The following is a 21,022-nucleotide window of genomic DNA, read 5'->3' on the forward strand; positions in this document are numbered from 1 at the left end:
CTTAATAGTAAGAGTGGTCGCCACGAGCGTGTTCAGTGATATCTCGTACGCCAGTAATTTCTTCAAACTTGGCAATCATCTCTTTTTCTATACCTTCTTTAAGAGTGACATCGATCATCGAGCAACCGTTACAACCACCACCAAATTGAAGAACAGCAACCCCTTCATCAGTGATCTCAACAAGGCTAACTTGGCCACCGTGATTTGCCAGCTGTGGGTTTACATCTGTCACCAACATATGCTCAACACGCTCTTCCAGCGTTGCATCATCTTTAAGCTTTTTAGCTTTAGCATTGGGAGCTTTCAAAGTAAGCTGACTGCCCATCTTGTCAGTTACAAAGTCGATCTCAGCTTCTTCAAGAAATGGTGCGCTTTCTGCGTCTACGATGGCGTCAAAACCATTAAAATTGAATCTTAGGTCCGTGTCTTCTACGGCATCAGCAGGGCAATACGATACGCCACACTCTGCTTGTGCAGTGCCTGGGTTGACGACAAATACTCTGATACTGGTTCCCTCAGCTTGCTCGCTGAGTAGTTTTGCGAAATGTGTTTGTGCGGATTCTGAAATTGTGATCATAATCTGGCTATACTTGACTAAATTACTCGGTTACTTCCTATGATACCCCCCTCATCCTGTTGTAGCTAGTGTTGGGCGTAAAAATTTGCTGCTAAATGGGATGAATTGGTAGCTTAGAGGTCAGATTAAAAAGACGGAGTTGCTATGAGAATCATGTTCTTCTTGCTTGGGTTGCTGGTATTTCACAGCCAAGCGAAACCGCTAAGTTACTATTTTCCTTCTGGTATAGAGTTTGACCAGAGTATTACAAAGCCCAGTGAAGTGCTTGGCTACGAAGTAGGACAGTGGCATGTAAGGCATGACCAATTAGTAAACTATTTGACTGTGCTAGCTCAGCAGAGCCCTCGAATGAGCATCTCTACGATTGGATATAGTCATGAACGTCGGCCTTTAATTTTGCTGTCAGTGACCTCCAAAAGCAATCAGAATAATTTAGAGCAATTGAGGCAAACACATCTTGAGAGCTTGAATACAGATAAGGATCGCAGTGAGTCCCCCAATGTAATCTGGATGGGTTACAGTGTTCATGGCAATGAGCCATCAGGCAGTAATGCTGCGTTGTTGTTGGCTTATTACTTGGCTGCGGCTAAAGGCGAAGAAATAAATGCGCTGCTAGAGAATAACATTATATTGATTGACCCGGCATTAAACCCAGATGGTTTGGCCCGATTTGCGCATTGGGCCAATAGCAATAGGGGTTTAAATCTTTCAGCAGATCCTAGCCATAGGGAACATGTTGAAGCATGGCCTTCATCACGCACTAATCACTATTGGTTTGACCTCAATCGCGACTGGTTGCTGCTGCAGCACCCTGAATCACAAGCTCGAGTGGAACAGTTTCATCGTTGGAAGCCCTCTGTTCTAACCGACTTTCATGAAATGGGCACGAACAGTAGCTATTTTTTCCAACCTGGTATTCCCAGTAGAACGCATCCTATAACCCCAATACAGAATCAGACTTTGACCCATAAATTGGCAGAATATCATGCGGAAACTCTGGATGCTGAGCAGCAACTTTATTTTACCCAAGAAAGTTTTGATGACTTTTATGTAGGTAAAGGTTCAACGTATCCTGATATTAATGGTGCGGTTGGCATCCTATTCGAGCAGGCCAGCAGCCGCGGACATGTTCAAGAATCCATTAATGGTGATTTGTACTTTCACCGCACCATTAAAAACCAACTGCTTACGTCTTTGTCGACCTTTAAAGGGGCCATGGCAAATAAAGCCGCTTTAATGGCATACCAGCAATCTTTTTATCTTGATGCCCAAGAGCTTGCGAGCAAAGAGGATGTGAAAGGATATGTGGTCTCAAAAGGGGCTGACAAAGCCCGGTTTGAAGCGTTTATTGAGTTACTTAGTCGCCACCAGATAACCGTATATGAGATCACCAAGTCAATTAAGGTTGCAGGAAAAACATATCAACCCAAAGATATATTTGTCCCGCTCAGTCAAGCACAATACCGCCTTGTTAAGGCGGTATTTTCAACGCAGAAAAATTTCGCTGACAATACCTTCTATGATGTTTCTGGGTGGACCTTACCCCATGCATTCGATTTGAATTTTGCGCCCATTAAGAGCCGTTGGGGGCTAAAAACAGCTGCTGAACCAAGAAAAGTTATACCGCTTCGAAGTCAAAATGAATTCGTACCAGATGCATATGCATATGCTTTTTCATGGGATGAGTACACAGCGCCAAAGCTGTTAAATGAACTACTCAAAGAAGGAATTGATGCGCGTGTTGCATTGCAATCATTTTCTGCGCGCACAAGTCAAGGTGAACAAACCTTTTCACAGGGTACAATAGTCATTCCAGCAGGGGTGCAAACAAACTCGGATTGGCAAACGCGTTTTGCTGAGATGCATCAGCGCTATGCAATAGAGGTATTCGCAATTCGCAGCGGTCTCACTGCGCAAGGAATTGATTTAGGCTCGAGGTTAATGATGCCATTAAGTCAGCCTAAGGTTTTACTGGTAGGTGGAAAAGGAACCAGTCAGTACGAAGTAGGTGAAATGTGGTATCACTTAGATAGACATGTAGGGATTGCACCAACGCTTATCGAGCAGCATCGTCTCGCGCGTGCAGATCTATCTCGCTATACGCATATTATTATGGTGGACGGGAACTATCGTGGACTCTCTAAACAAGTAAAGACAGCCATTATGTCTTGGGTTAAAAAAGGCGGTATCATCTGGGGCCATAAACGTGGTGCACAATGGTTGATTGAGCAGCAACTACTTAATGTAGAGACAATTTCAAGAAAGGAGATGCGTGCGCAATTTGAGTCAAAAAATATGCCATTTTCTGAGCGTGAGTCACTCGCTGCAAAGCAGCGGATTGCTGGCGCTATATTTAATGCCCGTGCAGATCTTTCCCACCCATTGGCTTTTGGCTTGGAAGACGAAATTTTACCTGTATTCAAAAACAGTACATGGGTGATGAAACCCAATGCGCAGCCTTTTACAAGTGTCCTTAAATATACTGATAGCCCCTTGCTCTCTGGTTACGCAGATCATCGTAATGTTACACAAATTGCAGCAAGTAGCGTATTGATTGCAGATGAGTATGGCAAAGGGGTCGCGATTGCAATGACAGATAACCCTGTATTCAGAGGGTATTGGTATGGGACCAGCAAGTTGGTAAATAATGCACTGTTTTTTGCAAACGCTCTGAAATAATTTAAATTTCGGTCAGGCAGGTTGCATAAACCCACACTTGGCATGCACCTGCCGCTTTGCACAGTGCCGCAATTCGGTTAATCGTGGCCCCTGAGGTAACGACATCGTCAATTAAAAGTACGCGTTTATTTGCTAGAGAGCGTTTGACAAAATATGCCTGCATCGCATTTTGTTTTCTGGCTTGTTTACCCATCATCACTTGTGATCTTGCTGAATGTTTTCCAATTGCATCCAAAACAGGGAGCCCATGCTGGCTGAGTACAGGCATCCAAGTTTGATAGACCTGATTATATCCCCTCAAAATAAGTCGAGTCTTTGCGACTGGCACGAGAATACACGCGTCAATTTCGATATGCTCCGCAAACTGTTGCCTTTGCCAGTGTTCAGCAATAATTTGCCTGATTATGTTTGTTGCCACACGGCTGTTTTGATATTTAACTTGCTTTAACCAATTAGACATAAAGCCTTGATACCAAGCACATGCAGACAGTCCATCACAATGTGGCAAGTGAAACATACGGTTTATATCTGGGCGTGTCAGCAAATTAACTTCATCATGGGTTAGAAGCGGCAAAGTTGACTGGCAAGTCTGACATAATCCCGGCGTATCCACTGGAGTCTGGCATAACTGGCATTGGGGTGGAAAAAAACCTTTTTTAAGAGAGTGGAGAAGTGACATTGCTTTCATTCCTTGAATCGCTATCATATCGCTAATTTTGGCGTTAGGTGTAAAAATATGCAAAGTGAAGTTGTGCTTATACATGGTTGGGGGATGAATCAGCAAGTTTGGCAGCTAGTAGCTACAGAGTTAGCCACGGAACTAGGTAGACCTGTTCGTGCGTTGAACTTGCCTGGATTTGGTGGGGAGGCACTGCCAAATGGGTCATATGATCTTGATTCTGTTGTTGAGCAAATCAGCGAGCGAATTGCGCCAAATAGCATTTTAGTTGGTTGGTCATTAGGTGGATTGGTTGCAACTAAGCTAGCCTCATCAAAGCCGGAAAAAGTGTCTCATCTTGTATTGGTTTCTTCTAATGTGCAATTTTGCGAATCCGAACAGTGGCCAGGCATTAAAGCTGAGGTCCTTGCGCAGTTTAAAGAACAATTAGCAAAAGATAGCCGAAAGACCATAGAGCGCTTTTTAGCAATTCAAGCGATGGGAAGTGAACATGCGAAAGCGGATATCAAACAAATTAAAGCACTGTTACTACAAGCTCCAGAGCCTTCTGATGTTGCTCTTAGTGCGGGATTAGACATCTTACAAACGACTGATCTAAGACAGGAGTTCAGTGAGTTAAAGTGTCAGATAAGCGGGATATTTGGTCGTTTAGATGCACTTGTTCCAGTGGCCGTCGTCGAACAATTGAGCGAACTTAATCACATATTTACCCATAAAGTCTTGTCAAAAGCCTCTCATGCTCCTTTTATTTCTCATCGTCAAGAATTTATTAGTTACCTAAAATCAGTCCTTTAAAATCTAATCTTAGTAAAGGCGGCAAAAAATTGCCGCCTTTACTTTATTTTGGATATATTATGAGCAATAATTACCTTAGTGAAATTGTATTTAGGAGTGCGTTATGCCTATTGGAGACGTTCTAAACGCAGGCGTTGAAGGTTTTAACCGAGCTCAACAGAACATTGAGCGTGCGACAGCTGACATAAATCGTGCGACTGTTGACCAGCAAAGTGATGAGCAGTTAGCTCAGCAGCGACAGTTGCAAGCTGCGCGTCCAGAAGAAGCAGTAACGGCTCCAGTGTCTCAACCTCCGAGAATAGATGAGTCGTTGGTGAACTTAAAAGTTGAAGAATTCAACGCAAAAGCAAATGCGCAAACGATTCAAACAGCAGACGAAGTGCTGGGTACTTTAGTTGATATCAAAGTGTAGTTATGAACATAGTTACGCCTCAACCGGCGATAAACTTAAATACTGCAAACGTCTATACCGAAACAGCTAGGCGCGATAATGAGCTGCGTGAAATAATCCCCAAACCTGCAGCCGTAGCGCCTTCGGCTGCAGAAAACAAAGCCCTTCAAGATAATGACAAATCTCGCGGCACCCAAGATGAAAGTCAAGAAACGTATGACTCAACGGGGCAGCTCAAAGAAAACAAAACAATAAAAGAAGGCAGTGAAGAAGAGACTGCTGATCAGCAAAGTAAAGAACGTAGTGAAGAACAAGCTGACGAGCGAGAACAAGCTCAACAAGAGCAAGATGAACAGCAAGTAGTAGAGCTCAAAGATAGGGACCGTGAGGTTCGTTTGCATGAGCAAGCGCATGCGAGGGTTGGCGGGCAATATGCTGGCGCGCCAAGCTACGAATATCAACGTGGCCCAGATGGCAATAATTATGCAATCGGTGGTCAGGTTATGATTGATGTGGCACCTATTGAAGGTGATCCACAGAAAACTATTGAAAAAATGCAAACCGTCAGAGCCGCTGCTTTAGCACCAGCAGAGCCTTCTGGTGCGGACCGTGCTATCGCCGCGGACGCCACCTCTAAAATTGCCACTGCACAAGCTGAGCTTGCTAAGCAATCAATCAGTGGTGAGGGAGAAGGAAGTGAACCGCAGACGAGGGTACAAGGGTTTCAAAACCGTCGTTTAACAGAAGAGGGAGCTGCGCAGTCTGAACAGCCAGTATTGGAAAGAAAGCGCTTGCAGCAAGAGGCAGATCCTTTTGCAGTGGCGTTACCAATCGAAAGAGATCCTGAGATTGAGTCTCGGGCACTGAGAATTGAGGGCTTTTATAACCAAGTAGCCTCCCCTACGAACGTTGCACAACTTTCAGTCACGGTGTAACACGTAGACAAAAAAGGAAGGCATAGAGGCCTTCCTTTTTCATGTTTGATTTTGTTACTTTTTCAATTTAGCGAATGCTTCAGCAAAGGCATTGCCCATTGCCGCGTTACCTTGGTCGCGGCGATTGCCTTTATTTTCACGACGTTCAGGTTTACGACTTTGGTTGTTTGACGATTTACTTTGTGGCTTTTTACCGACATTTTGCTCCGATGGCGCAGGTGTTGAATCATTAAGTCGCATTGTGAAACTAATGCGCTTCCTGTTAACGTCTACTTCAATGACTTTTACTTTAACAATGTCACCAGCTTTGACGACTTCTCTTGGATCTGAGATAAACTTGTCTGTAATGGCCGAAATATGAACCAAACCGTCTTGGTGCACACCGACATCGACAAAGGCACCAAAATTGGCTACGTTTGAGACCACACCTTCTAAAATCATGCCCACTTCTAAGTCTGAAATTTTCTCAACTCCAGCTTTAAACTGCGCAGTTTTAAACTCTGGTCGTGGATCTCGACCAGGCTTATCAAGCTCGCCAATGATATCAGTGACTGTCGGTAAACCAAACTTCTCATTCACAAAGTCAGTCGGTGTTAGTTGCTTAAGTACGTCGCTATTGCCAATAATGCTCTGAACTTCAAGACCCTTAGATTTGGAAATTTCTTTAACAACAGGATAAGCCTCTGGGTGGACCGCAGATGCATCTAACGGATCGTCACCATTTGGAATACGCAAGAAACCTGCTGCCTGTTCAAAAGCTTTCGGTCCCAAGCGTTCAACCTTTTTAAGTTGTTTGCGATTTTCAAAAGAGCCATTGCTATCACGGAATTTAACGATGTTACTAGCAAGCGTTTTATTTAAACCAGACACGCGGGTTAACAATGGTACTGAAGCGGTGTTCACATCGACACCGACCGAGTTTACACAGTCTTCTACAACGGCTGTAAGCGCAAGACCTAATTGACTTTGGGATACGTCATGTTGGTATTGCCCAACACCGATTGACTTAGGTTCAATTTTCACAAGTTCCGCCAATGGATCTTGTAAACGTCTTGCAATAGAAACCGCTCCACGCAATGATACATCTAAATCAGGGAATTCATTGGCGGCAAATTCAGAAGCAGAGTAGACTGATGCGCCGGCTTCACTCACCATGATTTTGGTCAGGTGTAAATCGGGTGCTGCTTTTATCACTTCAGCGGCAAGTTTGTCTGTTTCTCTGGATGCAGTTCCATTTCCAATTGCGATCAGCTGTACTTTATGTTGGCGACTTAGCTGCTCAATGGTGCGGATCGATTTGTCCCAGTGATTTTGAGGAGCATGTGGGTAAATAGTTGTAGTAGACAGTAACTTACCTGTTGCATCGACAACTGCAATTTTACAACCAGTTCTTAATCCTGGGTCGATCCCCATAGTGACTTTAGGACCAGCAGGAGCTGCCATTAGCAAGTCTTTGAGGTTTTTCGCAAAAACATCGATAGCGCCATTTTCGGCTTTTTCTCTAAGTGTACCTAGGAATTCATTTTCCAGATGTAAGGCGAGTTTGATTTTCCATGCCCATTGTACAACGGTCATCAGCCATTCGCTGGCAGGTGATCCTGATACAGACAAACCGTAATGGTCAGCAATCATTTGGGCACAAAATTGTTGATGATCCTCAGCCTCTGGCTCAGGGTTAATAGTCAGTTGCAAAATCCCTTCGTTGCGGGCTCGAAGCATTGCCAGAGCTCTATGTGAAGGTACCTTACTTAATAATTCGCTGTGCTCAAAATAGTCTCTGTATTTACTGCCATTTTCTTGCTGACCGTCAATTATAGAGCTTTGTAACTGCGCATTGTCGGTAATGTGACGCCTGAACTTTGCAAGCAATTTGGCGTCTTCTGCAAAGCGCTCCATGAGAATAAACTTAGCGCCTTCCAAGACACTTTTAGTGTCAGCAAAACCAGCATCAGCATTAATGAAGTCTTCAGCTAGCTGATTAGGGACTAAGTTTGGATCTGCAAACAGCTGATCTGCAAGTGGCTCAAGCCCTGCTTCAATTGCAATTTGGCCTTTGGTTCGGCGTTTTGGCTTGTATGGAAGATAGAGATCTTCTAACTCTGTTTTACTCGTTGCAGACGAGATATCACTTGCCAGTTGAGTAGATAGTTTACCCTGCTCTTCTATCGTTTTGATAATAAAGGCACGGCGTTCTTCTAATTCTCTAAGGTAAGATAGTCTTTGCTCTAGCAATCTAAGTTGTGTGTCGTCTAGTCCACCTGTCACTTCTTTACGATAACGGGCGATAAACGGTACGGTTGCGCCCTCATCTAACAATGTGGTGGCTGCCAGCACTTGCTGCTCTGAGGCATTTAGCTCCTGGGCTAAACGAGCTGAGATGTTGCTCATGCAAAATCCTTATAATGTTCAATTAGCTACGCTAAAAATTCAATTAAGCTTAGGACGGCATCATATCATATTTCAGTACGTATGATCAGGCCTGATATTCAATTCTATTAACATACCACTGAGCTTCTCCCTGGGGTGTTTTGACGATAAAATCATCGTCCACACCTTTTCCTAATAGAGCTCTCGCCATGGGAGAATCAATAGAAATATAGTCATTGCGCTCGTATATTTCATCAGGGCCAACAATTCTAAAGCGTTTCGTTTCCCCCTCGTCATTTTCTATCTCAACCCAAGCGCCAAAATACACTTTTCCAGCTTGTTGCGGGTTATATTCAATGACTTTCAAATCGGGTAAACGCTTTCGTAAATACCTAACTCTTCGATCTATTTGCCTTAACAGACGTTTATTAAAGGTGTAATCGGCATTTTCTGAACGATCGCCAAGACTTGCTGCCCAGTTCACTATTTTAGTGATTTCTGGACGCTTTTCGAACCATAGGTGGTCATGTTCTTGTTGTAATTTGCGATAACCTTCAGGTGTGATCAAGTTAGTTTTCATAGTCAGTCGTATCAATCAACCCATTTGGGGTACATATGTTTCGTGTAATTGTAACTTTCAGTAACAATCTTATCTTTATGTTATGGTGTCTAAGCAGCTAAATTTCAATTATATTTAAGCAATAGAATAGAGATAACAAGAAGAATCATATGGGAAATGAAACAACAAAAGTGCTTGTGGTTGATGATGACATGCGTTTGCGAAGCCTCTTAGAGCGCTATCTCGTCGAACAAGGTTTTATTGTCAGAAGTGCGGCAAATGCAGAACAAATGGATAGATTACTGGAGCGCGAAAACTTCCACTTAATGGTACTTGATTTGATGTTACCGGGCGAAGATGGTTTATCTATTTGTCGACGCTTGCGTCAAAAGGAAAATGAGATCCCTATCGTCATGTTAACCGCAAAGGGTGATGAAGTAGATCGCATAATAGGCCTAGAGCTCGGTGCTGATGACTATTTACCCAAACCGTTCAACCCAAGAGAACTTTTGGCCCGTATTAAAGCAGTTTTAAGAAGAAAAACCAAAGAAGTGCCAGGGGCTCCAGCAACGCAAGAGAATGAAGTAGAATTTGGTATATTTCGTTTGAATCTCGCGACTCGAGAGATGCAAAAAGGAGAGGAAACCATTGCATTGACCAGTGGTGAATTTGCCGTTTTAAAGGCTTTGGTGAGTCACCCAAGAGAGCCCTTGAGTAGAGATAAGTTGATGAACTTAGCTCGAGGAAGAGATTACAGTGCATTAGAAAGAAGCATTGACGTGCAGGTATCTAGACTACGTCGTATGATTGAGGAAGATGCCTCTAACCCAAGATATATTCAAACTGTTTGGGGCTTGGGCTACGTATTTGTGCCAGATGGCGAGAAGTAATGGGCATTTTTCCTCGCAGTGCCTTTGGCCAAACCGTATTTTTTGTAGCAGCGTTATTGCTGATCAATCAAATAGTTTCATACATCACTGTGACATTGTATGTCTTTAAACCGACTTTTGAGCAAGTAAACCTCATGTTGGCTAAGCAGGTCAAAACGGTGTTTATTGATTGGGAAGAGGGGGTTGAAGTCGACTCTGAGTTATCTAAAAAGTTTTTTGAGATCACAGGTATTGACGTGATGTCACAAAAAGAGGCCTATCGAAATGGCCTCGGGCAGGCTAGAGAGTATAACTTATTGTCGCGCAGTATGTCTGAGCAGCTAAATGGTTCCGCAAGAGTCCGAATTAGCCAAGGGGACCCTGTAGTTTATTGGGTAGAAGCACCTCAAGCGCCTGGTTACTGGGTAAGAGTCCCTTTATCCGGTTTTTCGGAAACCAAGCTCGAATTCCTAGTATTCTATTTGTCTAGTATTGGCTTTTTGAGTGTCTTGGGCGGATGGCTTTTTGCGCGTCACTTAAACCGGCCTTTACGTGCTTTGCAAACTGCTGCAAGCCGAGTTGGGGCGGGCGACTTTTCAATGCGCTTAGTAGAGCAGGGTTCTACGGAGGTGATTGAAGTAACTCGCGCATTCAATCAGATGTCTAAAGGGATAGCCGCACTTGAAAGTGATAGACGATTGCTTATGGCTGGTGTATCGCACGATCTGCGCACGCCTTTAACGCGAATAAGACTGGCGACAGAAATGATGTCAGATGAAGAAGACTACCTGAAAGAAGGGATTATCGACGATATCGAGGATATGAATGCCATTATCGATCAGTTTATTGAATACCTGCGCCATCATAGCAGTGGGGAAATGAACTTGGACGATGTTAATGCGTTGGTTGAAGAAGTCGTTCATGCCGAGCAGCAGCACAAACGCGTCATTAATTTTACCATGGCGCCAAGTCTACCGGGTGTATTAATGAACACCGTTGCGTTGAAGCGTGTTATCACTAATATGATCGAAAATGCCATCCGCTATTCAAATGAAGATATTGAGGTTGTCACACTGTGGGAGAAAAAGTGGGTCATCGTACAGGTCAAAGATAGAGGGCCCGGTATTCCTGAGGCAGAGCTTGAATCTGTCTTTGAGCCCTTCAAGCAAGGGGATCAAGCTAGGGGCTCTGAAGGTAGTGGTTTGGGCCTCGCAATTATAAAACGTATTGTCACAACTCATGGTGGCCAAGTGGCGCTTTCTAATCGCAAAGAGGGTGGATTGTGCGCTGAGGTACGATTACCTATTGCAAAGAAGGGTTAAACCCGCTCCTTTAGCTCTACAGCACTGTGTAACTCTCAGTGCTGTAGTTTCTTAACTATTCCTTTCCTTAACCTTTACTCACGGAGCTGTTGGTTCACGATACCTGCCCCTATCTATAGCATTCTGAATAAGTAGTTATAAATAAATATAAATAAGAATTACATTGATTATTATTTGACCTGTGTTTTTGTTGAGGGTACATTATTCGTGCAATTACTTTAACTTGAATAATCATAAGGAGATATTATGAAGAAGTTAGTTGCAATCACCGCTATTGCGGTAAGTGCCTTAAGTTTTAACGCTGTGTCAAATGAAGTTAAACCACTGAGTCAAGTGGGTGAATTTGGAGAAATAGTTTTCTCTTTAGAGGATCAGTTTACTACAGCGGGCATGTCTATCCCTGAATATAAAAAATACTTCCGCTATATTATAAGAACGGATGAAGTGGCAAATATAACGAATAAGTGCCGTATTTTAACTTATGTGTATCACGATATCGACTACAACACCATCATTCCAGTTGATTTCAGAATTGAAGCTTATTCAAAAACTAAGCTTCATAAGGAATATCGAGGGTTGAGAGGTCGTTTCGCGTCAGCACAAAGACTTTGCTAATTAGACTGCACGGAGTGTAGCGTAAGCTACACTTCGCAAGTAAAACCAAATCTAAATGACACGCACAAAAAAACGCCCAACGAGGGGCGCCTTTGATAAAGGAATTGGTTCAGCTATTAACCGCGAGGACCCGCTGACTTAATTGCGTCAGATACGTCATATTTCTCGAAGTTAGCTTTGAAGTCCGCCGCTAGCTTTGCTGCGTACTCGTTATACTTGTCTTTATCTTCCCACGTGTTAATTGGGTTAAGAAGCTTCTGCTCAACGCCTTCAACTGAAACTGGTACGTCTAAGTTTAGAGCTTCAATGTGCTGAGTCTCAACACCTTCAAGCGTATCGTTAACAATCGCGTCAATAACAGCACGAGTAGTAGGAATATCAAAACGTTTACCTACGCCGTAAGGGCCGCCAGTCCAACCTGTATTTACGAGGTATACCTTGGCACCAAACTCACGTACACGCTTCATTAGTAGCTCTGCATAAACGCCTGCAGGACGAGGGAAGAATGGTGCGCCGAAACATGTTGAGAATGTTGACTCGATATCAGACGTTGAACCTATCTCTGTTGAACCTACTTTTGCAGTGTAACCACTTAGGAAGTGATAAGCTGCTGCTTCTTCAGACAAGATAGAAACTGGAGGTAAAACACCACTTACGTCACATGTTAAGAAGACTACTGCGCGAGGCTCGCCTGCACGGTTTTCAACTTTGCGTTTTTCAACGTGCTCTAAAGGATAAGCTGCGCGAGTATTCTGCGTTAGGCTTGTGTCTGCGAAGTCTGGTACACGGTTTTCGTCTAATACAACGTTTTCTAAAATTGTACCGAACTTAATTGCATTCCAGATAACAGGTTCATTTTTCTGAGACAGGTCGATACATTTAGCATAACAACCGCCCTCAATATTAAATACGCTGCCTGGTGCCCAACCGTGCTCATCATCACCGATAAGGAAACGCTTAGGGTCCGCAGAAAGGGTTGTTTTACCAGTACCTGAAAGGCCAAAGAATAATGTTGTATCGCCTTCTTCACCAACGTTTGCACTACAGTGCATTGGTAATACACCTTTTGCTGGTAGTAGGAAGTTCTGTACAGAGAACATTGATTTCTTCATTTCACCGGCGTAATGCATACCTGCGATTAGCACTTTGCGCTCAGCAAAGTTGATAATAACTGTACCGTCACTGTTTGTGCCATCACGCTCAGGGTCACATACAAACGAAGGTACATTCATTACCTGCCATTGGGGTAAATCAGATGCATTGTATTTGCTAGGTTCGATAAACATGTTCTTCGCAAAGATGTGATGCCATGCAGTTTCAGTTGTAACAACAACTGGTAGATAGTGCTCTGGATCTGAACCAACTTCTAAGTGAGAGACAAAGTGGTCATTGCTGTGTACGTGTGCTTCAACACGTGCCCATAGCGCGTCAAACTTTTCTGCATCGAAAGGACGGTTTACGTTGCCCCATTGGATGTCATTTTCAGTGCTTGGCTCTTTAACGATAAAACGGTCGTTTGGTGAACGACCTGTGCGGCGGCCTGTTTTTGCTACAAAAGCTCCATTAGCTGCTAAAGTCCCTTCACCACGCGAAATAGCGTGTTCGACAAGTTCAGCTGCAGTTAAATCGACAAAACGAGTAGCGCTTGAAGTCATGTTTTTACCTAAATGTGAGAATTGAACGGGATAGCTCTGGTTAATTAGTACCTAAAGCTTGATTTCATACTAACAGAAGCATTTATGATATTCGAGCCCTAAAGGGGGGAGAAATTGCAATTTTTTGTCAAAAAAAGTGAATAATTTCAATGATACCGGTGTCATGAAAAGTCACTTTTAAATGACACCGGTATCATATTTTTGTAATAAAAAACCGCCAAAAAAGGCGGCTTTCATTTAATTAAACAAGATGTACCTTATTTAATTAAAAATTGACTTGATGTCTTGTTCAGAAAAGCGGTAATCAGTCAGGCAGTAATGACAGCTTAGTTTAACTTCACCGTGCTGTTCTATATCTTCCAATAATGCAGCTTGACCTACATTTACGAGTGCACTGATGGTTTTTTCTCTGCTGCATCCGCAAACAAAATTCACAGCTTGCGGTTCAAACAGCTTAGGATTGTCTTCGTGATACAAGCGCGTTAATACCGTCTGTGCATCTAGTTCTAGCAGTTCTTCATCTTTAATAGTGTCACTGATAGCTTCTAAATGTTCAAAATCACTTTGCGACTTTTCTTTATTTACAGGTAATACTTGCAAGAATAAGCCTGCCGCTTTTACTGACTCTTCCTTTATATCAGTTGCAAACCACAGTCGAGTTTGCAGTTGCTCAGATTGAATGAAGTAGTCTTCAAGACATTTAGCTAAAGAGTCAGAAGTTAGAGGTACGACACCTTGATATCGCTCGCCCTTTTCTGGCGAGATGGTGATGATCATATGACCCTTGCCAATTAAATCGCTGATACCCGAGCCGTTAATAGGCCCTTCAACACGAGCAATACCACGCATGTTTTGCTGATGATTGCCGTTAATAACGGCGTATTTAACTGGACCATCACCTTGAAGCTGAACGGCAATATCACCTTCAAACTTTAGCGTTGCAGTCAGTAAACTTGAGGCAACTAATAGTTCGCCAAGTAAAGCTTGCACTTCTACCGGGTAGTTGTGACCGGCAACAATGTCTTTTAGTGTGTGCTCGATCTGTACCAGTTCGCCTCGTACATCGAGATCATCAAAAATATAGCGATGAAGTAAATCTTGTTTCATCTAAGAGACCCTAATTTGATTTCAGTTTAAGCAGCTCGCGTCGCTGCTTTTTATCTGGCTTATGCTCCGGACGTGGGGCAAAGAAACTATTGTTTTTTCTGGCAATGGCGTTTTGTGCACGCTTTTCTATACTCTCCGCTGATTCCTCATAGAGAGTTTGTGCAATCGGCGCTGCTTGGCGTTTATCCATTAACTTCAAAACGGTGATATGCTTTTCGTCGTGACCCTGTGCTAATTCAATATAAGCACCGACATCAACAGTACGGCTGGGTTTGCACCGCTGACCGTTATATCTAACTTTTCCGCCTTGGATCATTTCACGGGCGATTGTACGCGTTTTATAAAACCGCGCAGCCCAAAGCCATTTGTCCAATCTGACTTTCATATCATCTTGGTTGTTTTCTGGGTTGACTTTTGTCACAATTCGTTAACTATGTTGGCATATTGCTCAGCGGTGAAATTTACCATATTTTGACCGCCAAAAAAAGCATAGCACCAGAGATGGCAGGGAAGGTACTTCGTCGAAGTCTGAACAAATGGTTAATGTTGTGTTCATTTGCTTCGTGTCATACCTTGTACCCATTAAATTAAAGTTTCATATTTGGGCGCTTGTTGAATCGAGGTTGAAACGGTACACTGAGGCGCTCAACAGAATAAGAAAAAGTCTCATTAAAGAAATTTTATATGGAATTACAGATACAACAGTTACAAAAGATAATACAAGGCTTACCCCATGCGAAGCTTAGCCGCGCGGTGGTTTTTTTGGCTGTTGTATATATTGCTTTTCTTCTTTCTCAACTATTTTGGCTGCTTTGGCCAAAACCAGAAACCAAACTTCTTTCCACGAATCCTACTCATACTCAAAATGCACAACAGACGGTAAGTAGCAGCTCTATTTTGGCACAACACATTTTTGGCAAAGCCAATGAAAGGCCAAAAGTAGAGGCGAAGCCAAAACCTGTGATTTCTAATGCACCAGAAACGCAGCTAAATGTGCGCCTAACGGGAATTGTCGCTGTAAGTCAAAATGATGTTGCTGGACTCGCGATTATTGAGTCTCAAGGTCGGCAAGAGACCTACTTAGTGCAGGATGCAATTAAAGGTACTCGGGCAAAGCTAGCGCAAGTGTTACCCGACCGCGTTATTTTAGACGTTAGTGGTCGCTTTGAAACATTAATGTTGGACGGAGTGGATTTTACTCAAAAAGTGGCGGTGCTGACGGCGCCAAAACGTAATGTGGAACCTAAGAGTAAAAAAATCAGTGAGAATACGCGTTCAGAACTTGCTCAGCGTCGTCAAGAGTTGCTTAACGAACCAGGTAAGTTATTTGATTACATTAGAATTTCGCCAGAACGTCGCAATGGCCAATTAGTTGGTTATCGTTTACGTCCCGGCAAAGATCCTGAACTTTTCAAAAAGATGGGACTAAAAAATAACGATCTAGCCATTGCTATTAATGGTTACCAACTCACGGATATGAAACAGGCTATGACAGCAATGAATGAGCTCAGAGAGAGCACAGATGCTAACATAACAATAGAACGCGATGGTCGCATCCTAGATGTGCAATTTAGCCTGTAAAAGACACTAATTTTGGAGTTTAAGAATAATGGGTAGAAAGCTACACCTCACAAGAATCAGAAAAGGGTTAGCTAAATATGCAGCTCTGTTGTTTGCGGCTGGTTTGTCATTGTCTGTTTCTGCTGTTGAGTATGCGGCAAACTTCAAGGGTACCGACATAAACGAGTTTATCCTCATCGTGGGGAAAACACTCAATAAAACAATCATCATCGACCCTAATGTGCGCGGTAATATCAACGTTCGTAGTTTCGAACTAATGGATGAAGAGCTGTACTATCAGTTTTTCTTAAGTGTATTGGAAGTATACGGTTACTCAGTAGTGGAAATGCCTAATGGCATCATGAAAGTAGTACGTAGCTCAGATGCGAAGAAATCGAATGTACCGTTGGTGAATGACAACAGCGAAGGTGACGGCGATGTCATGATCACGCGGGTTGTAGAAGTTAAAAATGTTTCGGTACAAGAGTTAGGTCCTTTAATCCGTCAGTTTAGTGACCAAAAAGATGGTGGCCACGTAACAAACTTTAACTCTGCCAACGTAATGATGTTGACGGGACATGCTGCATCTGTAAACCGCCTAGTTAATATCATTCAGTCAGTCGACCAAGCGGGTGACCAACGTGTCGATATTGTTAGGCTGAAGCATGCAACTGCAGATGATGTGGTGCAAGTTGTTGAAAAAATCTATAAAGATACCGGAAAAGGGCGAGTGCCTGAGTTCCTGATCCCGAAGATCGTTGCAGATGGCCGTACAAATAGCGTCGTTGTGAGTGGTGAGAGCCAAGCGCGCACTAAAGCGATTGAACTGATTAGACGCCTTGACGATGAACTTGAGAACCAAGGCAATACCCAAGTATTTTATCTTAACTATGCAAAAGCTGAAGACCTAGTTAAAGTTCTACAAGGCGTGAGTAAAACACTACAAGAAGAAGCTCAAGGTGGTGGTAAATCGACGCGTTCGCGTAGCAGTAATCGAAATGAAACGAGTATTGAAGCACACGCAGATTCAAACTCGTTAGTGATTACAGCGCAGCCAGATACGATGCGTTCTTTAGCAAACGTGATTGAAAAGTTAGATGTACGCCGTGCGCAGGTCTTGGTTGAGGCGATTGTTGTTGAAGTATTAGAAGGCGATGGCATTAACTTTGGTCTTCAGTGGATCACTGAACAAGGCGGTATGTTGCAATTCAATAATGGTACTACCGTACCAGTTGGCGCATTGGCCGTTGCAGCTGAACAAGCCCGAGACAAAACAATTAAAAGAACCGTTACAGGCGATGATGCTCAGCTAAATGACTTTGAAGAAACCGTTGAAGGTGATTTGAACGCGTTGGGTCAACTGCTAGGTGGTGTGAATGGTTTAGCAGCGGGTGTTGTTAAAAATGACTGGGGTGCAATCATTCAAGCCGTTTCAACAGACACTAATTCAAACATTCTTGCAACGCCTTCAGTGACTACCATGGACAATGAAGAAGCGTCCATGATTGTAGGTCAAGAAGTTCCAATTATTACCGGTTCTGCAGCAGGTGATAACAACTCGAACCCATTCCAGACAGTAGATCGTCAAGAAGTGGGTATCAAACTTAAAGTAACGCCACAAATCAACGATGGGACTGCGGTTCAATTGACGATAGAACAAGAAGTATCAAGTGTGAGTGGTGCAACATCTGTTGATATCTCAGTTAACAAACGTGCGATTAATACAACGGTTATTGCTGACGATGGTGGTATGGTCATACTGGGTGGTCTAATTGACGAGGACGTACAAGAAAGTGTGTCTAAGGTACCACTACTGGGTGATATTCCTATTCTAGGTCACTTGTTCAAATCAACGAATACCAGTAAACGTAAGCGTAACCTATTAGTATTCATTCGTCCTACTATCGTACGTGATAGCCGCAGCATGAATGAATTAAGCCATGCTAAGTACAAGTTTATCCGTAACGAGCAGCTTAAAAAGCATGATGATGGTATTGATTTGATGCCATTTGAGGATGCACCTGTACTGCCAGAATGGAATGATGCGATGGTACTGCCACCGACGTATGAAGAGTACTTACATCAACAAAACGAGAAGAAAGATGACTGATGCCAACTTAAGTGTTGTAGAGGCGCCAGTCGAAAGTGAAGTCACCGCCGCTGCAGATGAAGTGTTGGAAGAGCAGCAGGCACAGTTGAGACTTCCTTTCTCTTTCGCTCGACGCGAAGGGGTATTACTGAGCGATGATCCAAAAGGGCTAAAAGTATTTCATAAAGGCAATGTTTCTCTTGATGCATTGCTTGAAGTACGCCGTGTTGCAGGCGCTGGCTTTAATGTTGAAATCATTGATGAAGAGAAATTCGAGTTGCTGTTAGAGGCGTCATACCAACGAGACAGCTCTGAAACTCAGCAAATGATGGAAGACATTGGAAATGAAGTCGATCTGTTTTCTCTTGCTGAAGAAATGCCACAAACTGAAGACCTGCTCGCAGCGGATGATGATGCGCCTATAATAAAACTGATAAACGCAATGTTGAGCGAAGCAATTAAAGAAGGTGCTTCAGATATCCATATCGAAACGTTTGAAACGGAGCTGGTTATTCGTTTCAGGGTTGATGGTGTTTTAAAAGAGGTATTAAAGCCTAATCGTAAGTTGTCATCGCTACTTGTATCTCGTATTAAGGTTATGGCAAAACTAGATATTGCTGAAAAACGAGTACCTCAAGATGGTCGTATTAGCTTACGGATTGCTGGCCGTGCCGTAGATGTGCGTGTGTCGACCATGCCTTCAAGTTTTGGTGAGCGAGTAGTTTTACGTCTACTAGATAAAAATAATGCGCGCTTGAACCTTGAAGACTTAGGCATGACTGAGCGCAATCGTGAACTGTTCTCAGAAATTATTGCTAAACCGCATGGAATTATCTTAGTTACCGGCCCGACAGGTTCTGGTAAAAGTACGACGCTATACGCAGGCATGACGCAGATTAATTCCAAAGATCGTAATATTCTGACCGTTGAAGACCCAATCGAATATGAAATCCCAGGTATTGGCCAAACCCAGGTTAATCCAAAGGTTGATATGACATTTGCTAGAGGTCTGCGCGCTATCTTACGTCAAGACCCTGATGTGGTAATGGTTGGTGAGATCCGAGACTTAGAAACGGGTCAAATTGCCGTACAAGCGTCATTAACAGGTCACTTAGTAATGTCGACTCTGCACACCAACACCGCTTCTGGTGCAATAACGCGTATGGAAGATATGGGGGTTGAACCATTCCTATTGTCTTCGTCATTACTGGGTGTGTTATCGCAGCGACTAGTTCGTACATTATGCCCTAGTTGTAAAGAGCCACATTTAGCTGACGAGCGCGAATGTGAATTGCTTGGTGTTGATAAAGGCTCTAAAACAACCATCTACCGAGCTGTGGGCTGTGAAGAGTGTAACTTCAATGGTTACAAAGGCCGAACAGGTATTCACGAGCTATTAGTAGTCGACGAGCATATTCGTGAGCTTATTCACAATGGCAAAGGTGAGCAAGCCGTTGAGAAGTATATTCGCAAACGTAGTCCCAGTATCCGCCAAGATGGTATTGCTCGTGTGTTAGACGGGCAAACTACGCTTGAGGAAGTCATGCGAGTCACGCGTGAGGAAGGATAATGGCTGCATTTGAGTATCGCGCCTTAGACGCGAAGGGTAAGGAAAAAAAAGGCATTCTAGAAGCAGACACTGCCAAACAAGTTAGGCAGATGCTCCGCGAGAAAGCGATGATGCCATTGGATGTAGAGCCTGCTGCTGAGAAAGAAAAGTCTCAGGCCAGTGGAGGCTTCAGTCTATCAAGAGGTTATAAGCCGTCGGTTAGTGACATTGCGCTTATCACACGACAGCTTGCCACGCTGATCCAATCTTCGTTACCCGTTGAAGCCGCGGTGATGGCTGTGGCCGAGCAATGCGAAAAACCTCGTTTGAAGCGTATGTTAATGGCTGTTCGTTCAAAAGTGGTTGAGGGTTATACCCTAGCTGATGGCATGTCTGAGTTTCCTCATGTATTTGATAACCTCTACCGCTCTATGGTAGCTGCTGGCGAAAAGTCGGGACACCTGGATGAGGTACTCAATCGCTTAGCAGATTACACAGAGCAACGACAACACATGCGTAGTCAAATAACACAGGCAATGGTATACCCAACTATTTTGGTTATCTTTGCGATTGCGATTGTGTCGGTTTTGCTGGGTACTGTAGTACCTGAAATACTAAAAACCTTCGAGAAGTCTAATCAGGTCTTACCTTGGACGACCGAATGGGTACTGGCGGCTAGTCACTTTGTACAAGATTATTGGATGCAGGCGACAGTGGCTTTAGGTGGATTAATTGTTGCTGTTCAGCATACGTTAAAGCGTCCTAAAGCACGCTTTTGGTATGACACAAAGTTATTGCAAATGCCGGGGATCGGTAAAATCAGCCGTGGTATTAATACGGCAAGATTTGCCAGAACATTAAGTATTTTGTCATCAAGTGCAGTGCCATTGCTAGAGGGGATGAAAATTTCTGGGCAAGTACTTGAAAACGAGAAAATAAAAGCGGCGGTAGCGGAAGCTGCTACACACGTAAGTGAAGGTGCAAGCCTGAAAGCCGCATTACATCAAACCAAACTATTTCCACCCATGATGCTGCACATGATTGCCAGTGGTGAAAAGTCAGGTGAACTGGAACAAATGCTTGAGAGAGCCGCCAATAACCAAGACAGGGAATTCGAAAGTATGGTTAACGTTTCACTAAAACTACTAGAGCCAGCAATGATTGCCAGTATGGCACTTATCGTTCTGTTTATTGTGATGGCAATACTTCAACCGATTATGGCGATGAACAAAGCGATTGGCCTGTAGTCAAATAATTTAAAGATAAACGCAAGC

At 43.4% G+C, this 21,022-nt stretch carries 18 protein-coding genes; 11 read left to right on the forward strand and 7 right to left on the reverse strand.

Annotation, left to right across the window (positions count from 1 at the left end; all coding sequences use genetic code 11):
• Position 1: 1 nt before the first annotated feature.
• A complete protein-coding gene (nfuA, locus tag N475_RS23725; protein ID WP_063366066.1) occupies positions 2–577 on the reverse strand; it encodes a Fe-S biogenesis protein NfuA in 576 nt (191 codons plus the stop codon).
• Between the two features lie 144 nt (positions 578–721).
• On the opposite strand from nfuA, the gene N475_RS23730 reads away from it, so the two are divergent.
• Positions 722–3,256, forward strand: coding sequence for a M14 family zinc carboxypeptidase (locus N475_RS23730; RefSeq protein ID WP_063366067.1), 2,535 nt, complete (start codon positions 722–724; stop codon positions 3,254–3,256).
• A 1-nt stretch (position 3,257) separates the two neighbouring features.
• Here the strand turns inward: N475_RS23730 and N475_RS23735 are convergent, their stop codons facing one another.
• Positions 3,258–3,935 (reverse strand): ComF family protein, encoded by a 678-nt coding sequence (locus N475_RS23735; protein ID WP_063359157.1) that lies wholly within the window; start codon positions 3,933–3,935, stop codon positions 3,258–3,260.
• Positions 3,936–3,992: 57 nt separating this feature from the next.
• Between N475_RS23735 and bioH the strand changes: the two genes are divergently transcribed.
• The 3 genes from bioH (at position 3,993) to N475_RS23750 (ending at position 6,056) form a co-directional block, all read left to right on the forward strand.
• Complete coding sequence (bioH, locus tag N475_RS23740) at positions 3,993–4,730, forward strand: pimeloyl-ACP methyl ester esterase BioH (RefSeq protein ID WP_063359156.1); 738 nt, start codon at positions 3,993–3,995, stop codon at positions 4,728–4,730.
• 103 nt (positions 4,731–4,833) lie between these two features.
• On the forward strand, positions 4,834–5,142 hold the full coding sequence (locus tag N475_RS23745; protein ID WP_063359155.1) for a hypothetical protein: 309 nt from the start codon (positions 4,834–4,836) through the stop codon (positions 5,140–5,142).
• A 2-nt stretch (positions 5,143–5,144) separates the two neighbouring features.
• Positions 5,145–6,056, forward strand: coding sequence for a putative metalloprotease CJM1_0395 family protein (locus N475_RS23750; RefSeq protein WP_063359154.1), 912 nt, complete (start codon positions 5,145–5,147; stop codon positions 6,054–6,056).
• Positions 6,057–6,110: 54 nt separating this feature from the next.
• On the opposite strand, the gene N475_RS23755 is transcribed toward N475_RS23750, so the two are convergent.
• Positions 6,111–8,444, reverse strand: a complete 2,334-nt coding sequence (locus N475_RS23755) for a Tex family protein (protein WP_063359153.1) — start codon at positions 8,442–8,444, stop codon at positions 6,111–6,113.
• An 85-nt stretch (positions 8,445–8,529) separates the two neighbouring features.
• Positions 8,530–9,003 carry a transcription elongation factor GreB gene (greB, locus tag N475_RS23760; RefSeq protein WP_063359152.1) on the reverse strand — a complete coding sequence of 158 codons (474 nt, stop codon included), beginning with the start codon at positions 9,001–9,003 and terminating at the stop codon, positions 8,530–8,532.
• A gap of 149 nt (positions 9,004–9,152) precedes the next feature.
• Between greB and ompR the strand changes: the two genes are divergently transcribed.
• From ompR to N475_RS23775, 3 genes are all read left to right on the forward strand, one after another.
• Positions 9,153–9,872, forward strand: a complete 720-nt coding sequence (gene ompR, locus N475_RS23765; protein ID WP_063359151.1) for an osmolarity response regulator transcription factor OmpR — start codon at positions 9,153–9,155, stop codon at positions 9,870–9,872.
• The gene (gene envZ, locus N475_RS23770) at positions 9,872–11,173 is read left to right on the forward strand and encodes a two-component system sensor histidine kinase EnvZ (protein ID WP_063366068.1); all 1,302 of its coding nucleotides are present in this window, start codon (positions 9,872–9,874) and stop codon (positions 11,171–11,173) included. The genes ompR and envZ overlap by 1 nt, the downstream gene beginning before the upstream one ends.
• Positions 11,174–11,419: 246 nt before the next feature.
• Positions 11,420–11,788 carry a hypothetical protein gene (locus N475_RS23775; protein WP_063359148.1) on the forward strand — a complete coding sequence of 123 codons (369 nt, stop codon included), beginning with the start codon at positions 11,420–11,422 and terminating at the stop codon, positions 11,786–11,788.
• Positions 11,789–11,904: 116 nt separating this feature from the next.
• Here N475_RS23775 and N475_RS23780 read toward each other — a convergent pair whose 3' ends face one another.
• The 3 genes from N475_RS23780 to hslR form a co-directional block, all read right to left on the reverse strand.
• Positions 11,905–13,443 (reverse strand): phosphoenolpyruvate carboxykinase, encoded by a 1,539-nt coding sequence (locus N475_RS23780; protein WP_063359147.1) that lies wholly within the window; start codon positions 13,441–13,443, stop codon positions 11,905–11,907.
• Positions 13,444–13,704: 261 nt separating this feature from the next.
• Positions 13,705–14,550: an Hsp33 family molecular chaperone HslO gene (hslO, locus tag N475_RS23785; RefSeq protein WP_063359146.1), complete on the reverse strand. Its 846-nt coding sequence runs from the start codon at positions 14,548–14,550 to the stop codon at positions 13,705–13,707.
• 10 nt (positions 14,551–14,560) lie between these two features.
• Positions 14,561–14,935: a ribosome-associated heat shock protein Hsp15 gene (gene hslR, locus N475_RS23790; RefSeq protein WP_169809468.1), complete on the reverse strand. Its 375-nt coding sequence runs from the start codon at positions 14,933–14,935 to the stop codon at positions 14,561–14,563.
• Positions 14,936–15,234: 299 nt separating this feature from the next.
• Between hslR and gspC the strand changes: the two genes are divergently transcribed.
• Genes gspC through gspF form a run of 4 tightly spaced genes read left to right on the forward strand, consistent with a single transcriptional unit; the run spans position 15,235 to position 20,995 of the window.
• Positions 15,235–16,131, forward strand: a complete 897-nt coding sequence (gene gspC, locus N475_RS23795) for a type II secretion system protein GspC (RefSeq protein ID WP_063359144.1) — start codon at positions 15,235–15,237, stop codon at positions 16,129–16,131.
• A 28-nt stretch (positions 16,132–16,159) separates the two neighbouring features.
• Positions 16,160–18,220, forward strand: a complete 2,061-nt coding sequence (gene gspD, locus N475_RS23800; protein ID WP_063366069.1) for a type II secretion system secretin GspD — start codon at positions 16,160–16,162, stop codon at positions 18,218–18,220.
• Complete coding sequence (gene gspE, locus N475_RS23805; protein WP_063359142.1) at positions 18,213–19,769, forward strand: type II secretion system ATPase GspE; 1,557 nt, start codon at positions 18,213–18,215, stop codon at positions 19,767–19,769. Before gspD ends, gspE begins: the two co-directional genes overlap by 8 nt.
• The gene (gene gspF, locus N475_RS23810; protein WP_063366070.1) at positions 19,769–20,995 is read left to right on the forward strand and encodes a type II secretion system inner membrane protein GspF; all 1,227 of its coding nucleotides are present in this window, start codon (positions 19,769–19,771) and stop codon (positions 20,993–20,995) included. The genes gspE and gspF overlap by 1 nt, the downstream gene beginning before the upstream one ends.
• The last annotated feature ends 27 nt before the right edge of the window (positions 20,996–21,022 follow it).

The organism is Pseudoalteromonas luteoviolacea DSM 6061, assembly GCF_001625655.1.
GTDB classification, from domain to species: Bacteria; Pseudomonadota; Gammaproteobacteria; order Enterobacterales; family Alteromonadaceae; genus Pseudoalteromonas; species Pseudoalteromonas luteoviolacea.